The sequence below is a fragment of the Paraburkholderia silviterrae genome, from assembly GCF_004353915.1.
Lineage (GTDB): Bacteria > Pseudomonadota > Gammaproteobacteria > Burkholderiales > Burkholderiaceae > Paraburkholderia > Paraburkholderia silviterrae.
Window position 1 is genome coordinate 664,709 of sequence record NZ_SMRP01000002.1, and the last position, 14,235, is coordinate 678,943.

The 14,235-nt window shown below is 66.5% G+C and carries 12 protein-coding genes; 9 read left to right on the plus strand and 3 right to left on the minus strand.

All coding sequences use genetic code 11. The features are described from left to right. Positions 1-108: 108 nt before the first annotated feature. The 4 genes from EYW47_RS07220 (at position 109) to EYW47_RS07235 (ending at position 5,420) form a co-directional block, all read left to right on the plus strand. Entirely contained in the window at positions 109-1,179 is a 1,071-nt protein-coding gene (locus EYW47_RS07220) for a YeiH family protein (RefSeq protein ID WP_133194144.1), read from the plus strand. Between the two features lie 288 nt (positions 1,180-1,467). Then, complete coding sequence (locus tag EYW47_RS07225) at positions 1,468-2,202, plus strand: glutathione S-transferase (protein ID WP_133194145.1); 735 nt, start codon at positions 1,468-1,470, stop codon at positions 2,200-2,202. Positions 2,203-2,242: 40 nt separating this feature from the next. Further along, positions 2,243-3,988, plus strand: coding sequence for a ClcB-like voltage-gated chloride channel protein (locus tag EYW47_RS07230; protein WP_133194146.1), 1,746 nt, complete (start codon positions 2,243-2,245; stop codon positions 3,986-3,988). Between the two features lie 94 nt (positions 3,989-4,082). Next, positions 4,083-5,420 (plus strand): C45 family autoproteolytic acyltransferase/hydrolase, encoded by a 1,338-nt coding sequence (locus tag EYW47_RS07235; protein WP_133194147.1) that lies wholly within the window; start codon positions 4,083-4,085, stop codon positions 5,418-5,420. 2 nt (positions 5,421-5,422) lie between these two features. Here EYW47_RS07235 and EYW47_RS07240 read toward each other — a convergent pair whose 3' ends face one another. Next, complete coding sequence (locus EYW47_RS07240; RefSeq protein WP_133194148.1) at positions 5,423-5,818, minus strand: type II toxin-antitoxin system VapC family toxin; 396 nt, start codon at positions 5,816-5,818, stop codon at positions 5,423-5,425. Beyond that, the gene (locus EYW47_RS07245) at positions 5,815-6,081 is read right to left on the minus strand and encodes an AbrB/MazE/SpoVT family DNA-binding domain-containing protein (RefSeq protein WP_133194149.1); all 267 of its coding nucleotides are present in this window, start codon (positions 6,079-6,081) and stop codon (positions 5,815-5,817) included. Before EYW47_RS07245 ends, EYW47_RS07240 begins: the two co-directional genes overlap by 4 nt. Before the next feature lie 344 nt (positions 6,082-6,425). Between EYW47_RS07245 and EYW47_RS07250 the strand changes: the two genes are divergently transcribed. Together EYW47_RS07250 and EYW47_RS07255 are read left to right on the plus strand one after the other, a co-directional pair. Beyond that, on the plus strand, positions 6,426-6,695 hold the full coding sequence (locus EYW47_RS07250; protein WP_133194150.1) for a hypothetical protein: 270 nt from the start codon (positions 6,426-6,428) through the stop codon (positions 6,693-6,695). Between the two features lie 273 nt (positions 6,696-6,968). Continuing rightward, positions 6,969-7,199, plus strand: coding sequence for a DUF2795 domain-containing protein (locus tag EYW47_RS07255; protein WP_133194151.1), 231 nt, complete (start codon positions 6,969-6,971; stop codon positions 7,197-7,199). A 19-nt stretch (positions 7,200-7,218) separates the two neighbouring features. On the opposite strand, the gene EYW47_RS07260 is transcribed toward EYW47_RS07255, so the two are convergent. Continuing rightward, positions 7,219-7,851, minus strand: a complete 633-nt coding sequence (locus tag EYW47_RS07260; RefSeq protein ID WP_133194152.1) for a TetR/AcrR family transcriptional regulator — start codon at positions 7,849-7,851, stop codon at positions 7,219-7,221. A gap of 413 nt (positions 7,852-8,264) precedes the next feature. Between EYW47_RS07260 and EYW47_RS07265 the strand changes: the two genes are divergently transcribed. From EYW47_RS07265 to EYW47_RS07275, 3 genes are read left to right on the plus strand one after another with little or no spacing between them, the layout of a single operon-like run. Continuing rightward, positions 8,265-9,386 carry an efflux RND transporter periplasmic adaptor subunit gene (locus tag EYW47_RS07265; protein ID WP_240763576.1) on the plus strand — a complete coding sequence of 374 codons (1,122 nt, stop codon included), beginning with the start codon at positions 8,265-8,267 and terminating at the stop codon, positions 9,384-9,386. Beyond that, positions 9,383-12,529 carry an efflux RND transporter permease subunit gene (locus tag EYW47_RS07270; protein WP_133194154.1) on the plus strand — a complete coding sequence of 1,049 codons (3,147 nt, stop codon included), beginning with the start codon at positions 9,383-9,385 and terminating at the stop codon, positions 12,527-12,529. The genes EYW47_RS07265 and EYW47_RS07270 overlap by 4 nt, the downstream gene beginning before the upstream one ends. After that, positions 12,526-14,088 carry an efflux transporter outer membrane subunit gene (locus EYW47_RS07275; RefSeq protein ID WP_377784888.1) on the plus strand — a complete coding sequence of 521 codons (1,563 nt, stop codon included), beginning with the start codon at positions 12,526-12,528 and terminating at the stop codon, positions 14,086-14,088. The genes EYW47_RS07270 and EYW47_RS07275 overlap by 4 nt, the downstream gene beginning before the upstream one ends. Positions 14,089-14,235: the final 147 nt, after the last annotated feature.

Sequence of the window (14,235 nt, forward strand, 5' to 3'; positions counted from 1 at the left end):
CTATCGTGTTGACCTATATTTTACGTCGTAAATGACGATTTTTCATATTCTTATATCTAATTTAGGATTGGAACATTCGTCAGTCAGACAAATTTGTTCCATAAGGCTATGTCCACACCGTCGACTTCTCTTGACTCGTCGTCCGCCGCATCCGCCACGCGCGGCCAGCTCAATGGCGTGCTGTTCGTCGCGCTGTTCGCCGCCGCCGTCACGCGTATCGCCGCGCTGCCCGCCATCGCCGGTCTCGGCCTGAGCCCGTTGATCGTCGGTATCGTCGCGGGGGCGTTCTACGGCAATGCGCTGCGCGACGGCATGCCCGAAAGCTGGGCCGCCGGCATCAACTTCTCGGCGCGTAAGCTGCTGCGCATCGCCGTGGCGTTCTTCGGGCTGCGCGTGAGTCTCCAGGAGATCGCCCAGGTGGGCCTGCCGGGTCTCGTCGAATCGGTGGTGATCGTCGTGAGCACGCTCGCGATCGGCACCTGGGCCGGCATGAAGCTCATGAAGCTCGACCGCGACACTGCCATCCTCACCGCGGCCGGCAGCGCGATCTGCGGCGCCGCCGCCGTACTCGCCTTCGAATCCACGCTGCAATCGAAGCCGCACAAGAGCGCCATGGCGGTGGGCAGCGTGGTGCTGTTCGGCACGCTCTCGATGTTCCTCTACCCGCTGCTCTATCGCGCCGGCTGGCTGCATCTCGATACCGTGGGCGCCGGGCTCTTCTTCGGCGGCACGATCCACGAGGTCGCGCAGGTCGTGGGCGCCGCGAGCAACGTGAGCCCGGAGGCCACGCACATCGCCACCATCGTGAAGATGACCCGCGTGATGCTGCTCGTGCCGGTGCTGCTTGCGCTCGGCGTCTGGCTCAATCGCTTGGCGCGCGACGCGGCCCAGGGCCAGCAGGGCGCACGCAAGCTCGCGGTGCCCTGGTTCGCGCTCGGCTTTCTCGCGCTCGTCGTGGTGAACTCGCTGCACGTGCTGCCGGATTCGGCTACCCAGACGCTGAACATGCTCGACACCTTCGCGCTCACCATGGCAATGACGGCGCTCGGCATCGAGACGCGCGTCTCGCAGATCCGCCAGGCCGGCCCGCGCGCCCTCACCACGGGTTTCATCGTCTACGTCTGGCTGGTCGGCGGCGGCCTCGCAATCACCTGGGCCGTGCAGCGGCTCTTCGGATGACCCGGCGCCGCACGGCTTCGCCCCCCTTGAGAGACCGCGTACCGGCCCTGCCGGTCGCTTGCCCCGCCCTCGGCGGGGCTTTTTGCGTTTTGCGCACTGGCAATGGCGCCAGGCCAATACACGACGCGACAAGAGCACAACCGCTACGCCGCTACGTGCAATTGCGCGCGATACTGTCGTCCCATGCCGTTCGTCTAGCGGGCGGCTGTCGTGGCAATCTCGAGAGCTTTGCACGCGACCGGAGTGCGGCGTTCACGCGCCAACTCCGGGTCGACGGAGGGACGACCGATGGCATACGAGCTGTATTACTGGGACGGCCTGCAGGGCCGCGGCGAATTCGTGCGGCTCGCGCTGGAGGAAGCGCGCGCGCCCTATGTGGACGTCGCGCGCGGTGCGAAAGAGGAAGGCCTGGGCATGAGCGCGATGATGGCGAGGCTCGACAGCGACGGCCCGTATCCGCCCTTTGCGCCGCCGTTCCTGAAGGACGGCGACCTGATCGTGCCGCATGTCGCGAACATCCTGTTCTATCTCGGCCCGAAGCTGAAGCTCGCACCGCACGACGAGGCGCTGCGCATCGTCGCGAACGGCTTGCAACTGACGATCGCCGACTTCGTGACCGAGGTGCACGACACGCATCACCCGATCGCGAGCGGCCTCTATTACGAGGACCAGAAGGAAGAAGCGAAGGCGCGCGCGAAGGACTTCATCGCGCATCGCCTGCCGAAATTCATGGGCTACTTCGAGCGCGTGCTCACGCAGAATCCCGATGGGCCGCAGCACATGGTCGGCAAGACGCTCACCTATGTGGACCTGTCGATGTTTCAGATCGTCGAGGGGCTGCGCTATGCGTTCCCGAAAGCGACGAAGCATCTGGCGGAGCACTACCCGCATGTGATCGCGCTGCACGACGCCGTGGCCGCGCGAGCGAACATCGCGGCATATCTCGTCTCGGAGCGGCGGCTGCCGTTCAACGAGACCGGCATCTTCCGCCACTATCCGGAACTCGACCGCGCCGCGCGCTGAGCGCACGGCATCCCCTAACCAGAAAAACCGCCCACTCGCCGTGCTGTCATTCCTGCTGAAACTGCGCACCCGCGCCCGCGATCTCTTTCGCCTCTCCGACGCCCACACGATGCTGATCTGGTCGGTCATCGTGGGGATAGCCGGCGCGTTCGCGACCGTGCTGTTCCGCGAGGGCATCGCGCATCTGCAGATCCTCTTCACGGGCAGCGAGGGCAGCTTCGTGGCGATGGCGCGCCGCCTGCCCTGGCACACGCGCATCTGGCTGCCGGCCGCGGGCGGCTTCGTCGCGGGCTGCTGCTTGCTGATCGCTAAACGCAGCTCGCCCGGCAACGGCGGCAAGCCGATGCACACCGACTACGTGGAAGCCGTAGCGATCGGCGACGGCGTGATGCCCGTCGGCAAGAGCATCTGGCGCAGCGTCTCCTCGCTCTTCACCATTGCGAGCGGCGGCTCGATCGGCCGCGAAGGCTCGATGGTGCAGCTCGCCGCGCTCGCCGCCTCGCTGATCGGCCGCTGGGTGCACTTCGATCAACAGCGCCTGCGCCTGCTCGTGGCCTGCGGCGCGGCGGCCGGTATCACCTCGGCCTACAACGCGCCGATCGCGGGCGCCTTCTTCGTGACCGAGATCGTGCTCGGCGCGATCGTGATGGAGAGCTTCGGGCCCATCGTCGTTTCCTCGGTGGTCGCCAACATCACGATGCGCGAATTCGCGGGCTACAAGCCGCCTTACGAGATGCCGGTGTTTCCGCCCGTCACGGGCGTCGAGGTGCTGCTCTTTGTGGCGCTCGGCCTGTTGTGCGGCGTACTCGCGCCGCGCTTTCTCTCACTGCTCGACGTGGCGAAGGCCGGCTTCGGGCGCCTGAAGCTGCCACTGCCCGCGAAGCTCGCGCTGGGGGGCTTCGTCTGCGGCGTGCTCTCGATCTGGACGCCCGAGGTCTGGGGCAACGGCTACAGCGTCGTGAACTCGCTCCTGCATTCGCCGTGGACGTGGACCGCGCTCGCCACGGTGCTCGTGTTCAAGCTCGTGGCGACCGCCGCGACGGTGGGTTCGGGCGCCGTGGGCGGCGTCTTCACGCCGACGCTCTTCATGGGCGCCGTGATCGGCTGCCTGTTCGGCCTGGGCATGCACGCGCTGTGGCCGCACGGCACCTCTGCGCCGTTCGCTTATGCGATGGTCGGCATGGGCGCGTTCCTTGCGGGCGCGACGCAGGCGCCGCTCATGGCGATCCTGATGATCTTCGAAATGACGCTCAGCTATCAGGTGGTGCTGCCGCTGATGCTCTCGTGTGTCGTGGCGTATTTCGTCGCGCGCGCGACGGGCACGAAGTCGATGTACGAGATCACGCTGCACCGCAACCGCGAGGAAGCCGAACGGCTGCGCCTGCGCGCGACGCAGATGCGCGAGCTGATCCGCCCCGCCGACACTGTGGTGCGCGCCGACGCCAGCGTGCAGGAGATGACGCGCGTGTTCCTCGAATATCCGGTGAAGTATCTCTATGTGACCGACGAAAACGGGCGCTTTCTGGGCGCGGTCGCGCTCGCCGACATCACGGGCGACCTGCTGCAAAAGCGCGACACCACGCACAAGCACGCGTGCGACTATCTCAAGCCCTCATTCGACGTGCTCACGCCCGACATGCCGCTCGCGGTGGCGCTGCAGCATTTCATGTCGTTCCAGGGCGAGCGCCTGCCCGTGATCGAAAGCGCGCAGCATCCGGCGCTTGCCGGCGTGGTCTACAAAACGTCGCTGCTCGACGCGTATCAGCGCATGACGCCGGAGCGCTGACGCGGGCGTCTTCGTCGAAAGGCGCGCGCCGCGCCATGGCAAAGCGCGGCGGATTTTCTACAATGGAAACCGGCACCGAGCCACCGGAGCGACGATGAGCGAACCCTCTCTCGACGCTGTGCGCCGCAACCACGCGGGGTGGATCTTCGTGCACCTCGAAGGCGAACCATACGAGCGCGGCGAGCAGCACGGCAAGCTGCTGGCCAACGAAATCCGCAGCGCCATCCGCACGGCGCGCTACCTCGCGAAATGGGACACGGGCGAAGAATTCGACACCTTCGTCCATGCGGCGATCGCGCAATTCATGCCGCGCCTCGACATTGAATTCGCCAGCGAAATCCAGGGCATCGCCGACGGTGCGAAGCTGCCGTTCAGCGAGCTGCTCGCGTGGAACGGCTACATGGATCTGCTGCAAGGCTGGTGGCCAACCCACGCTGCGGCGCAATCGCCACACCAGGCCGTGCGCCTGTGGCGCGGGCGGCGCGGCCACCACTGCAGCGCCTTCATCGCGACGGGCGGCGCCACGCACGACGGGCGCATCGTCATGGCGCACAACTCGTGGGACCGCTACGCGGCCGGCGACGCCTTCAACGTGGTCTTCGACATCGTGCCCGGGTCCGGGCACCGCATCCTCATGCAAGGGCTGCCGGGCTGCATCTCTAGCCTCACCGACTTCTGGATCAACGCGGCCGGCCTGATGGTCACCGAAACGACGATTTCGAATTTCGTCGGCTATCGTGCAGGGGGCGCCCCCGAGTTCTACCGCTCGCGGCGCGCGACGCAATACGCGTCCAGCATCGGCGAATGGTGCGAAATGTTCGCGCTCGACAACAACGGCGGCTACGCGAACAGCTGGCTGCTCGGCGACGTGAAGACCGGTGAGATTGCGCGCTACGAACTGGGCCTGCAGCACGCTGGCTTCGAGAGCACGCAGGACGGCTTCTTGAGCGGCTTCAACGCGGCGAGCGACCTGAAGATCCGCAATCAGGAATGCGTGGGCGAAGGCGACGACTATACCGACGTGCGCCGCAACGGCGCGCGCCGTCTGCGCTTCATGCAGCTCGCCGAGCTACATCACGGGAAGATCGACGTCGAGCTTGCGAAAGCCATCATCGCCGACCACCACGACGTCTATCTCGAACGCGACGACAACCCGTGCTCGCGCACGATCTGCGGCCATCTCGAACTCGACGACGCGCGCTTCGCCGGCCCCGATCATGGGCCCTTCAATCCGTGGGGCGCGAACGACGGCAAGGTCGCGGACAGCGAGATGGCGCGCGATCTCGCGTTCTGGGCGCGCTGGGGGCATCCCTGCGGGCGGCCGTTCGACGCCCAGGCGTTCATGGAGCGTCATGCGCAGTGGAACTGGCTGAACGGCTATATGCGCGACCGCCCTTCGTGGCCGTGGACGCGCTTCGAGGCGCTGCGCTAGAGTTAGAGCAAGCGTGCGGCGTGCCCCTGCTTCGTTAGCAGAGACACAGCCTTCTTGTCGAAGGAAACGAAGGTTTCCGCACCGAGCCAGGTGCCGTCATAGGCAATGACGCCATCGGCAAAATCCCCCCCTGCATCGAGCAAGGCAAGGCCGGCCTCGGCGGCCGGCCGGTTGACCACGACATTGCGTGTGTTCAACAGGGAGCGAAGCGCGTCCGCAACGTCTGCGCGAGCGGCATCGTATCGGCTGCGCAGTACCCACACCAGCTCGCAAAGCGTTTGCAGGCTCACCGCTACCATGTCGGCCGTTTCCAGCAGTTCGATGGCGCGCGTTGTTTGTGCTTCATCATCGTCAACAATGGCGCGCAGCAGGACATTCGTATCGGCGGCTACTTTCATCGGTTACCCGCGCCGGCTGCTGCGCCCGCTTGCGCTATCGCATCATTGATTTCCTCGATGCTCAATCGGGCACCATTCGTCTTGCCTTTGAGAATGCCCCGAAGATCCTGGAACGAGCCTTTCGGTTGCGCTGCCCTCAACTCGGCCCGGCCATCAGGCAGTAGATTCAGCTCGATCTTCTCGCCAGGCTTGATGCCCAGGTGCTGCAAGACGTCTTTCCGGAACGTTACCTGGCCCCGCTCTGTGACAGTCAATGTACTCATCACCTTGCCTCCATCGATTACAGATACATTGTAATGCAAATATGCATTATTACCATGACGCCAAGGCTGCTTGGCGAACAAGATCGAGCAAGATCAAAAAAGCACGCGCGTTCGAGACTAATCGACGCATTTGCTGCCATTATGGAACCACCGCTTGCGTGTACACACCGGTGGGCGGTGTCTCCCATCTCGTCGGGGCGCCGTCCAGACCGCGCACGCCGCGGCGTGCCGCGCTGGAGGCCCTGCCCCCGAACCGCGGCCGCTGTGCCGCGCCGGTCAGCCTGACCGTCACGGCACGGCACTTGCTGCGACCCTCGGGCCGCATGAGGAAAGGAGGTCGAGCGATGAAAACCTCGACACTGATGACCACCGTGCTGTTGTCTGCCTCGTGCTTTGCCGCACCCGTGCGCACCCAGGACGCCCAGCTTGACCGCGCGAGTGCCCCCGCCTACGCGCCGTCCGTGCGCTCGCCGATGGATGACGCCCCCGTGGCACCGCCCGCGCCCGATGTCCCCGTTACGGCAACGGGCAACCAGCATTGGGAATATCTGGCACTGCCGAAATCGCATCGCCTGGACCAGACGCTGGTACCCGTGCTGCATCAGCAAACCTAGACGCCGCTGCGCTGCCCCGCACGCAGTCCCTGCCTGTGCGATAGCGCGCCTTGGCGCGCCCGCCCGCTCAGGCATTGCGGCGTTGCTGGCTGCGCCATGCGCGCGTGTCAGGGGCCGCGCGAGGCCGGCGTGAGCGCCCCCCGTGCCACGCACACCCAGCGGCGGCGCGCGGCAAGGATTGTGTATGCTTGATCCGCGACGCCGTTCAGGCTGACGAGATCTCCATCCCGCGCTCCCGCTCGTCCGCCCCCCACCGTGCAAAGGATCTTGCGCATGTCCGCCACACCCATCCCCGACGAGCCGATCGATCTCCAGTTCTCCGACGTGCTGCGCGAAGTGCGCTGGCCCGCGAACAAGGACGAGCTTGTGGAGGCCGCTCGCGCCGCCGGTGCGAGCAACGAGGTGCTGGCGATCCTCGACGGCCTGCCCGAGCAGGACTATTGCGACGTGGCCTCGGTCACGCGCCTGATCGGCAGCAATTACAGCCCTGGCCTCGGTATCTGAGGCCCGTTGCGCGCACGGGTCAGGCGTCGCGCCCGAACACCACGCGCGCAAAGAAGCGGCCAAGCACTTCTTCAACAACTGGCGGCGTAATGTGCTGCGGATCGGCTGCGGCGAGAAACTGCACACCGTCGCACAAGCCGATCAGACCGATCACGAGGAGCTCGGACGCGAGCGTGAGCGGCGTACCCACGCGCGCCGAAAATTCCTCGATACAGGCGGCCAGTTGATCTCGCTTGTCCTTCATGAACGCGTTGAAGAGCGTGCGAAAGCGCGCGTCGCGCGCCGCGAGCAGCTTGGCCTCGACCCACAGCAAGAACGCCTTGTTGTCCTGCGGCAAACGGCTGTAGTAGGTGAGCACGCGGGCCTCCATGTCTTCGCGCGACGTATGCGCCGTGAAGATCGCGCGCAGGTCGGCTTGCACCGCTTCGTGATCGCGCCGCAGCAATTCCACCAGCAGCTCCGACTTGCCGCTGAAGTTCGAATAGAACGCCCCGCGCGTATAGCCCGCCGCCTGAGCAATGTCCTCCACGCTCGCGCCGACGAAACCCTTCCTCATGAACATGGCCTGCGCGGCGTCGAGCAGACGCTCGCGCGTCTGGCCGCGGCTTTGCTCGCGGGTGAGTCGGGTGCGCTTGGTGGGCTGGCGCGTCATGGGAGAAGGGGAGCCGGCAGGAATTGGGATAGCGCGATAGTAGCGTGAATCCAGCACCGAATGCTTCCTCAGATTCAAATCTGTATTCAGATACAGCATTGCATTAGAATGCATCGAATCATCTGAGACTGGCCGCAGTGCGAGGCAAGCGACATCGAAGCGCGCCACGCACGCACGGACTCAGCAAGGGCGCGTAACAGGTCAACCCGGCCATCCCGGTCAATCCGGCAAGCATCAAGCCAGCACGGCGCACGGGGCCTGTGCGCATGCATTCCAGGCATGTCGAGGTCCATGTGAATCGTTGCGGTCGCGGCGCATCGAGCAGGATGCGTAGTCAGTGCAGTGGGTTCGTCGAACCCGTCCAGTCCATCCCGTCCGTCCGGCAAATGGCCCAGCGCGGTCTGGCGCGCCTCATGGGCCCGGTTGGCCCGGCTGTCTCGTTGATCGCGCTCTGCGCGCTCGCCGGTCTCGGCGCCTGCGGGAAGAAGCCGGAAGCGGCGCCCTCGCCGCGCCCCGTTGTCTCGATGACCGTCCATCCCGATGGTCACGGTGCGACAGCCAGCTGGCCCGGCACCGTGCAGGCACGCTATGCCACCCCGCTCTCGTTTCGCGTGAACGGCAAGATCGTCGAGCGCAGCGTGCACCTTGGCGACACCGTCAAGCCAAGCCAGGTGCTCGCGCGCCTCGACCCGGCCGACTACGACAGGAATGCCGCGAGCGCGCAGGCGCAATACGATGCGGCACAGCACCGCGTTGTATTCGCTGAGCAGCAGCTCGATCGCGATGCCGCCCAGGCCAAGGCCAACCTCATCGCCCGCGCGCAGCTCGAGCAAACCCAGGATGCCTACGCTTCGGCCATGGCGCAGCGCGACCAGGCGAAGCAGCAGCTCGCGCTCGCCCAGGATCAGCGCCGCTACACCCAGCTCGTGGCCGATCACGCCGGCATCATCACCGCCGAGAACGCCGACACCGGCCAGAACGTGCAGTCCGGCCAGCCCGTCTACCAGCTCGCGTGGAGTGGCGACGTCGACGTCGTGAGCGACCTGCCCGAGAACGCCATCGGCGCCCTGCACACCGGCGACGCGGCGCAGGTCACCCTGCCCGCGCTGCCGGGCCGCCACTATGCGGCAGCCGTGCGCGAGCTGGCCGCGGCCGCCGACCCGCAAAGCCGCACCTGGCGCGTGAAGCTCACGCTCGAGCAGCCGGGCGCCGACGTGCGCCTCGGCATGACCGCGAACATCGTGCTCGCGGGCAACGCCGCCAATGCCACGCAGGCGGACAACGGGACCTTCACGATACCCGCCACCGCGCTCTTTCACGACGGCAACGCTCCCGCGCTGTGGATCGTTCAAGGCGCGGACAACGTGCTGCAACTGCGCCGCGTGAGCGTCTCGCGCTACGACGCGCGCACGATCACCGTCACGCAGGGCCTGAAGGACGGCGAGCGCATCGTGTTGCAAGGCGTGCACACGGTCACCGCTGGCGAGAAAGTGCACCCGATTGCACCGCTGCATCCTGAGGATTTCGCGTCATGAGTCAGGTCGGTGACCAGGAACCGGGCTTCGATCACGCAGAGGGGCGCTTCAATCTTTCGGCGTGGGCGCTGCGCCATCAAGCGCTGGTGACGTTCGTGATCGCCCTTGCCACGATTTTCGGCGCGCTTTCGTATACCCGTCTTTCGCAGTCCGAAGATCCGCCCTTCACGTTCCGCGTGATGGTGATCCAGACCTTCTGGCCCGGCGCCACCGCGCGCCAGGTCGAGGACGAAGTCACCAGGCGCATCGGCCGCAAGCTCCAGGAAACGCCGTATATCGACTTCATGCGCAGCTACTCGCGCCCCGGCGAATCGCTCGTGTTCTTCACGATGAAGGATTCCGCGCCCGCGAGCGAGGTGCGCCAGACCTGGTACCAGGTGCGCAAGAAAGTGGGCGACATCGAGCCGATGCTGCCGCCCGGCGTGCAGGGCCCGTTCTTCAACGACGAATTCGGCGACGTCTACACCAACATCTACACGCTCGAAGGCGATGGCTTCTCGCCCGCGCAACTGCACGACTACGCCGACAACCTGCGCGAAGAATTGTTGCGCGTGAAGGACGTCGGCAAGGTCGATTATTTCGGCGATCCCAACCAGCGCATCTACGTGGAGATTCCGAATGCGCAACTCACGCGCCTCGGCATTTCGCCCACGCAGATAGGCCAGGTGATCGGCGCGCAGAACAGCGTCGCCGCGGCCGGCACGCTCACCACTGCCGACGACCGCGTATTCGTGCGCCCGAGCGGCCAGTTCACCGACCTCAAGGCGCTGGCGGACACGCTCATCAGCGTGAACGGGCGTAGCTTTCGCCTGGGCGATATCGCCACGATCCGGCGCGGCTACGACGATCCGCCCGCCACGCAGATGCGTTTCCAGGGCAAGGCCGTGCTCGGTATCGGCATCACGATGCAGTCCGGCGGCGACGTGATCCGCCTTGGCAAGGCGCTGGACCAACGCACCGACGAACTGCGCCGCGAACTGCCCGCGGGCCTGAAGCTCGTGGAGGTGTCGAGCATGCCCGACGCGGTCTCCCGCTCGGTCGACGACTTCGTCGAGGCGGTGGCCGAAGCCGTGGGCATCGTGCTCGTCGTGAGCCTCGTCTCGCTCGGCGTGCGCACTGGCATGGTGGTCGTGATCACAATTCCGATCGTGCTCGCCGTGACCTCGCTCGTGATGTATCTGTTCGACATCGGCCTGCACAAGGTCTCGCTCGGCACGCTGGTGCTCGCGTTAGGCCTGCTCGTGGACGACGCCATCATCTCCGTGGAGATGATGGCCGTGAAGCTCGCCCAGGGCTGGAACCGCACGCGCGCCGCCGCGTTCGCGTACACGAGCACGGCGTTCCCGATGCTCACCGGCACGCTCGTCACGGTCGCGGGCTTCCTGCCCATCGTGCTCGCGAAGTCGAGCACCGGCGAATACACGCGCTCGATCTTCCAGGTCTCGGCGATCGCGCTGATCGCCTCGTGGTTCGCGGCCGTCGTGCTGATTCCGCTGCTCGGCTACCGGCTGCTGCCCGAGCGCAAACCGGATCCCGGTGCGCAACACGGTGAACATCACGAAGAGGACATCTACGACACGCGCTTCTACCACCAACTGCGCCGCTGGGTCGGCTGGTGCATCGAGCGCCATATCGTCGTGCTCGCGCTCACCGTCGTGCTGTTCGTTGTCGCGCTCGCGAGTTTCACGCTGATTCCGCAGCAGTTCTTCCCGAGCTCGGACCGCCCCGAGCTGCTCGTGGATGTGCGCCTGCCCGAGGGCGGCTCGTTCGAGGCCACGCTGCGCGAAACGAAGCGCCTCGAGCAGGCGCTGAAGGGCCGGCCCGAGATCGACCATTCGATCGACTTCGTCGGCACCGGCGCACCGCGCTTCTATCTGCCGCTCGATCAGCAATTGCAGCAGCCGAATTTCGCGCAGTTCGTCATTACCGCGAAGTCCGTGAAGGATCGCGAGAAACTCGCGAGCTGGCTCGAAACGAAGTTGCGCAACGACTTCCCGGCTGTGCGCACGCGCCTTTCGCGCCTCGAAAACGGGCCGCCGGTAGGCTATCCCGTGCAGTTCCGCGTGAGCGGCGACGACATCGCGACCGTGCGCAGCATTGCCGATCGTGTGGCCGCGGCCATGCGCGCCGACCCGCGCACCGAGAACGTCAACTTCGACTGGGACGAGCCCGCCGAGCGCTCGCTGCACTTCGAGATCGATCAGCAAAAGGCGCGAGCGCTCAACATCTCCTCGCAGGACGTCGCGAATTTCCTGCAGATGACCTACTCCGGCTACACCGTCACCCAATACCGCGAGCGCGACAAGCTCATCAGCGTGGATCTGCGCTCGCCGTCCAGCGAACGCGTGGACCCGGCCCGCATGCTCTCACTCGCCATGCCCACGCCGAACGGCTCCGTGCCGCTCGGCACGATCGGACACCTCGTGAACACGCTCGAGTACGGCGTGATCTGGTCGCGCGACCGGCAGCCGACCATTACCGTCCAGGCCGACGTGCGCGAGGGCGCACAAGGCATCGACGTCACACATGCTCTGCAAAAGCAGCTCGAGCCGATCAGCGCGACGCTGCCCACGGGCTATCGCATCGAGGTGGGCGGCTCGGTCGAGCAAAGCGTGAAGGGCCAGGCGTCCATTTATGCGCAGCTGCCGGTTCTCGTGATCGCCGTGCTCACGCTGCTCATGATCCAGTTGCAGAGTCTCTCGCGCGTCATGATGGTCGTGCTCACCGCGCCGCTCGGCCTGATTGGCGTGGCCATCGCGCTGCTCATCTTCGGCGAGCCGTTCGGCTTCGTCGCGATGCTAGGCGTGATCGCCATGTTCGGCATCATCATGCGCAATTCGGTGATCCTCGTGGACCAGATCGAGAGCGACATCCGCGCCGGACACAAACGCTTCGACGCCGTGGTCGGCGCAACGGTGCGGCGCTTCCGGCCGATCATGCTGACCGCCGCTGCCGCCGTGCTCGCGCTGATTCCGCTGGTGCGCTCGAACTTCTTCGGGCCGATGGCGACCGCGCTCATGGGCGGCATCACGAGCGCGACCGTGCTCACGCTGTTCTTCCTGCCCGCGCTCTATGCCGCCGCGTTCCACGTGCGCAGCAGCGAAACCGACGCGCCCCGCCCCAATGCGGAGAACGCATCATGAACCCCCGCGCGCCGATGAAAACACGCCGTCCACACCTGGCGAATCCAGCGAGTCCGCGCACGTGCGCGGCCGCGCTTGGCGCGCTCCTCGTGACTGCCTGTGCATGGGGACCGGGCGGCGCGCCGCCCGCGATGCCCGAGCCCGCGCACTATGGCGTAGAGGCGCAGCCGGCGCAGACCGTCGCCGCGCAAGGCGTCGCACAGCGATTCGTGACGGGCGCGCAGCCGGTGCCGCAATGGTGGACGCTCTACGGCTCGCCCGAGCTCGATGCGCTCGTCGACGAAGGCCTCGCCAGGAACCCGAATCTCGCCGCCGCCGATCACAGCCTGCAGGCCGCGCGCGAGCAGTTGCGCGGCCTGGTCGGCAGCGCGATGCTGCCGACCGTCGACGCGCTCGGCACGGCGCAGCGCCAGCGCGCGCCGGGCGTCCCGCAGCTCGGCATCGACAAGCTGCAGTACGACGTGTTCGCAGGCCTCGTCCAGGTGCGCTACTCGTTCGACATTTTCGGCGCGTCGCGCCTGAACAACGCCGCGCTCGCCGCGCGCGTGAACATACAGGCATTCCAGTACGAGGCGGCGCGCCGCGCGCTCGCGGCAAACATCGTCGCGAGCGCGCTCGGCGCGGCCACGCTGCATGCGCAGATCGACACGACCGAGCGGCTCGTCGCGCTTGCCAACGCGCAGGCCGATGACATGCAAAAGCGCTACGCGCTGGGCGCGGTCTCGCATACCGACCTGCTCAATGCGCAGCAAAGCGCGGCTTCGCTTGCGCTCAACCTGCCCGGGCTGCGCAAGCAACTCGCGGCGATGCGCCACGCGCTCGCCGTGCTGCTCGGCCGCACGCCCGACGCCGCACCACCCGATCTCGACCTCGCGAGCCTCACCCTGCCCGCGCAGGTGCCCGTCGTCGTGCCGTCGGAGCTGCTCGAGTCGCGGCCCGACATCCAGGCCGCCGGCGCGGCGCTGGTCGCCGCTTCCGCCGAGGTGGGCGCGGCCACGGCGCAGATGTTCCCGAGCATTACGCTTTCCGCAGCGCTCGGCCAGGGCGGCTTCAGCTGGCCCGTGGTGACCTCCGGCGTGGGCGCGCTATGGGCGATCGGCGCCTCGCTCACGCAGCCGATCTTCCATGGCGGCGCACTCCTCGCCCAGCGCCGCGCGGCGCTGCAGTCGTACGACGCGGCGAACGCCTCGTACCAGCAGACCGTGCTCGCGGCGTTCCAGGACGTCGCCGACCGGCTCGCCGCGCTCGAGCACGACGCGCAGGCGCTCGACGCGGCCAGCACGTCGGCGCAAACCGCGCAAGGCGTCTATGAGGAGACGAATGCGCGCTACCAGCTAGGCGCGGTACCCTACTACGCCGTGCGCCAGAGCGAGCAGCAATGGCGCAATGCGCGGCTCGACGAAGTCCGCTATCGCGGCGCACGGCTCTCGGATACGGCTGCGCTGTTGCAGGCGATGGGACAGCCCCCGACGGCCGCGGATGCCCCGGCTGCAGACGCTCAAGCGCGTGCTGCGAATGGCGAGAACGCCACGACTGCGCCGACACCGGCGCGAGACTAAAACACGCATTCGGCACCGATGCGCGCGAGCGAAAAATAGAACGACGCATACGCCGCGCGCACGCCATCCCAGCCTCTTCCCGCTGCCCCTTCGCTGGCCTCGATCGCCTAAATCCGTCGGAAAGATCTGAGCCCTAATTTCAAGATA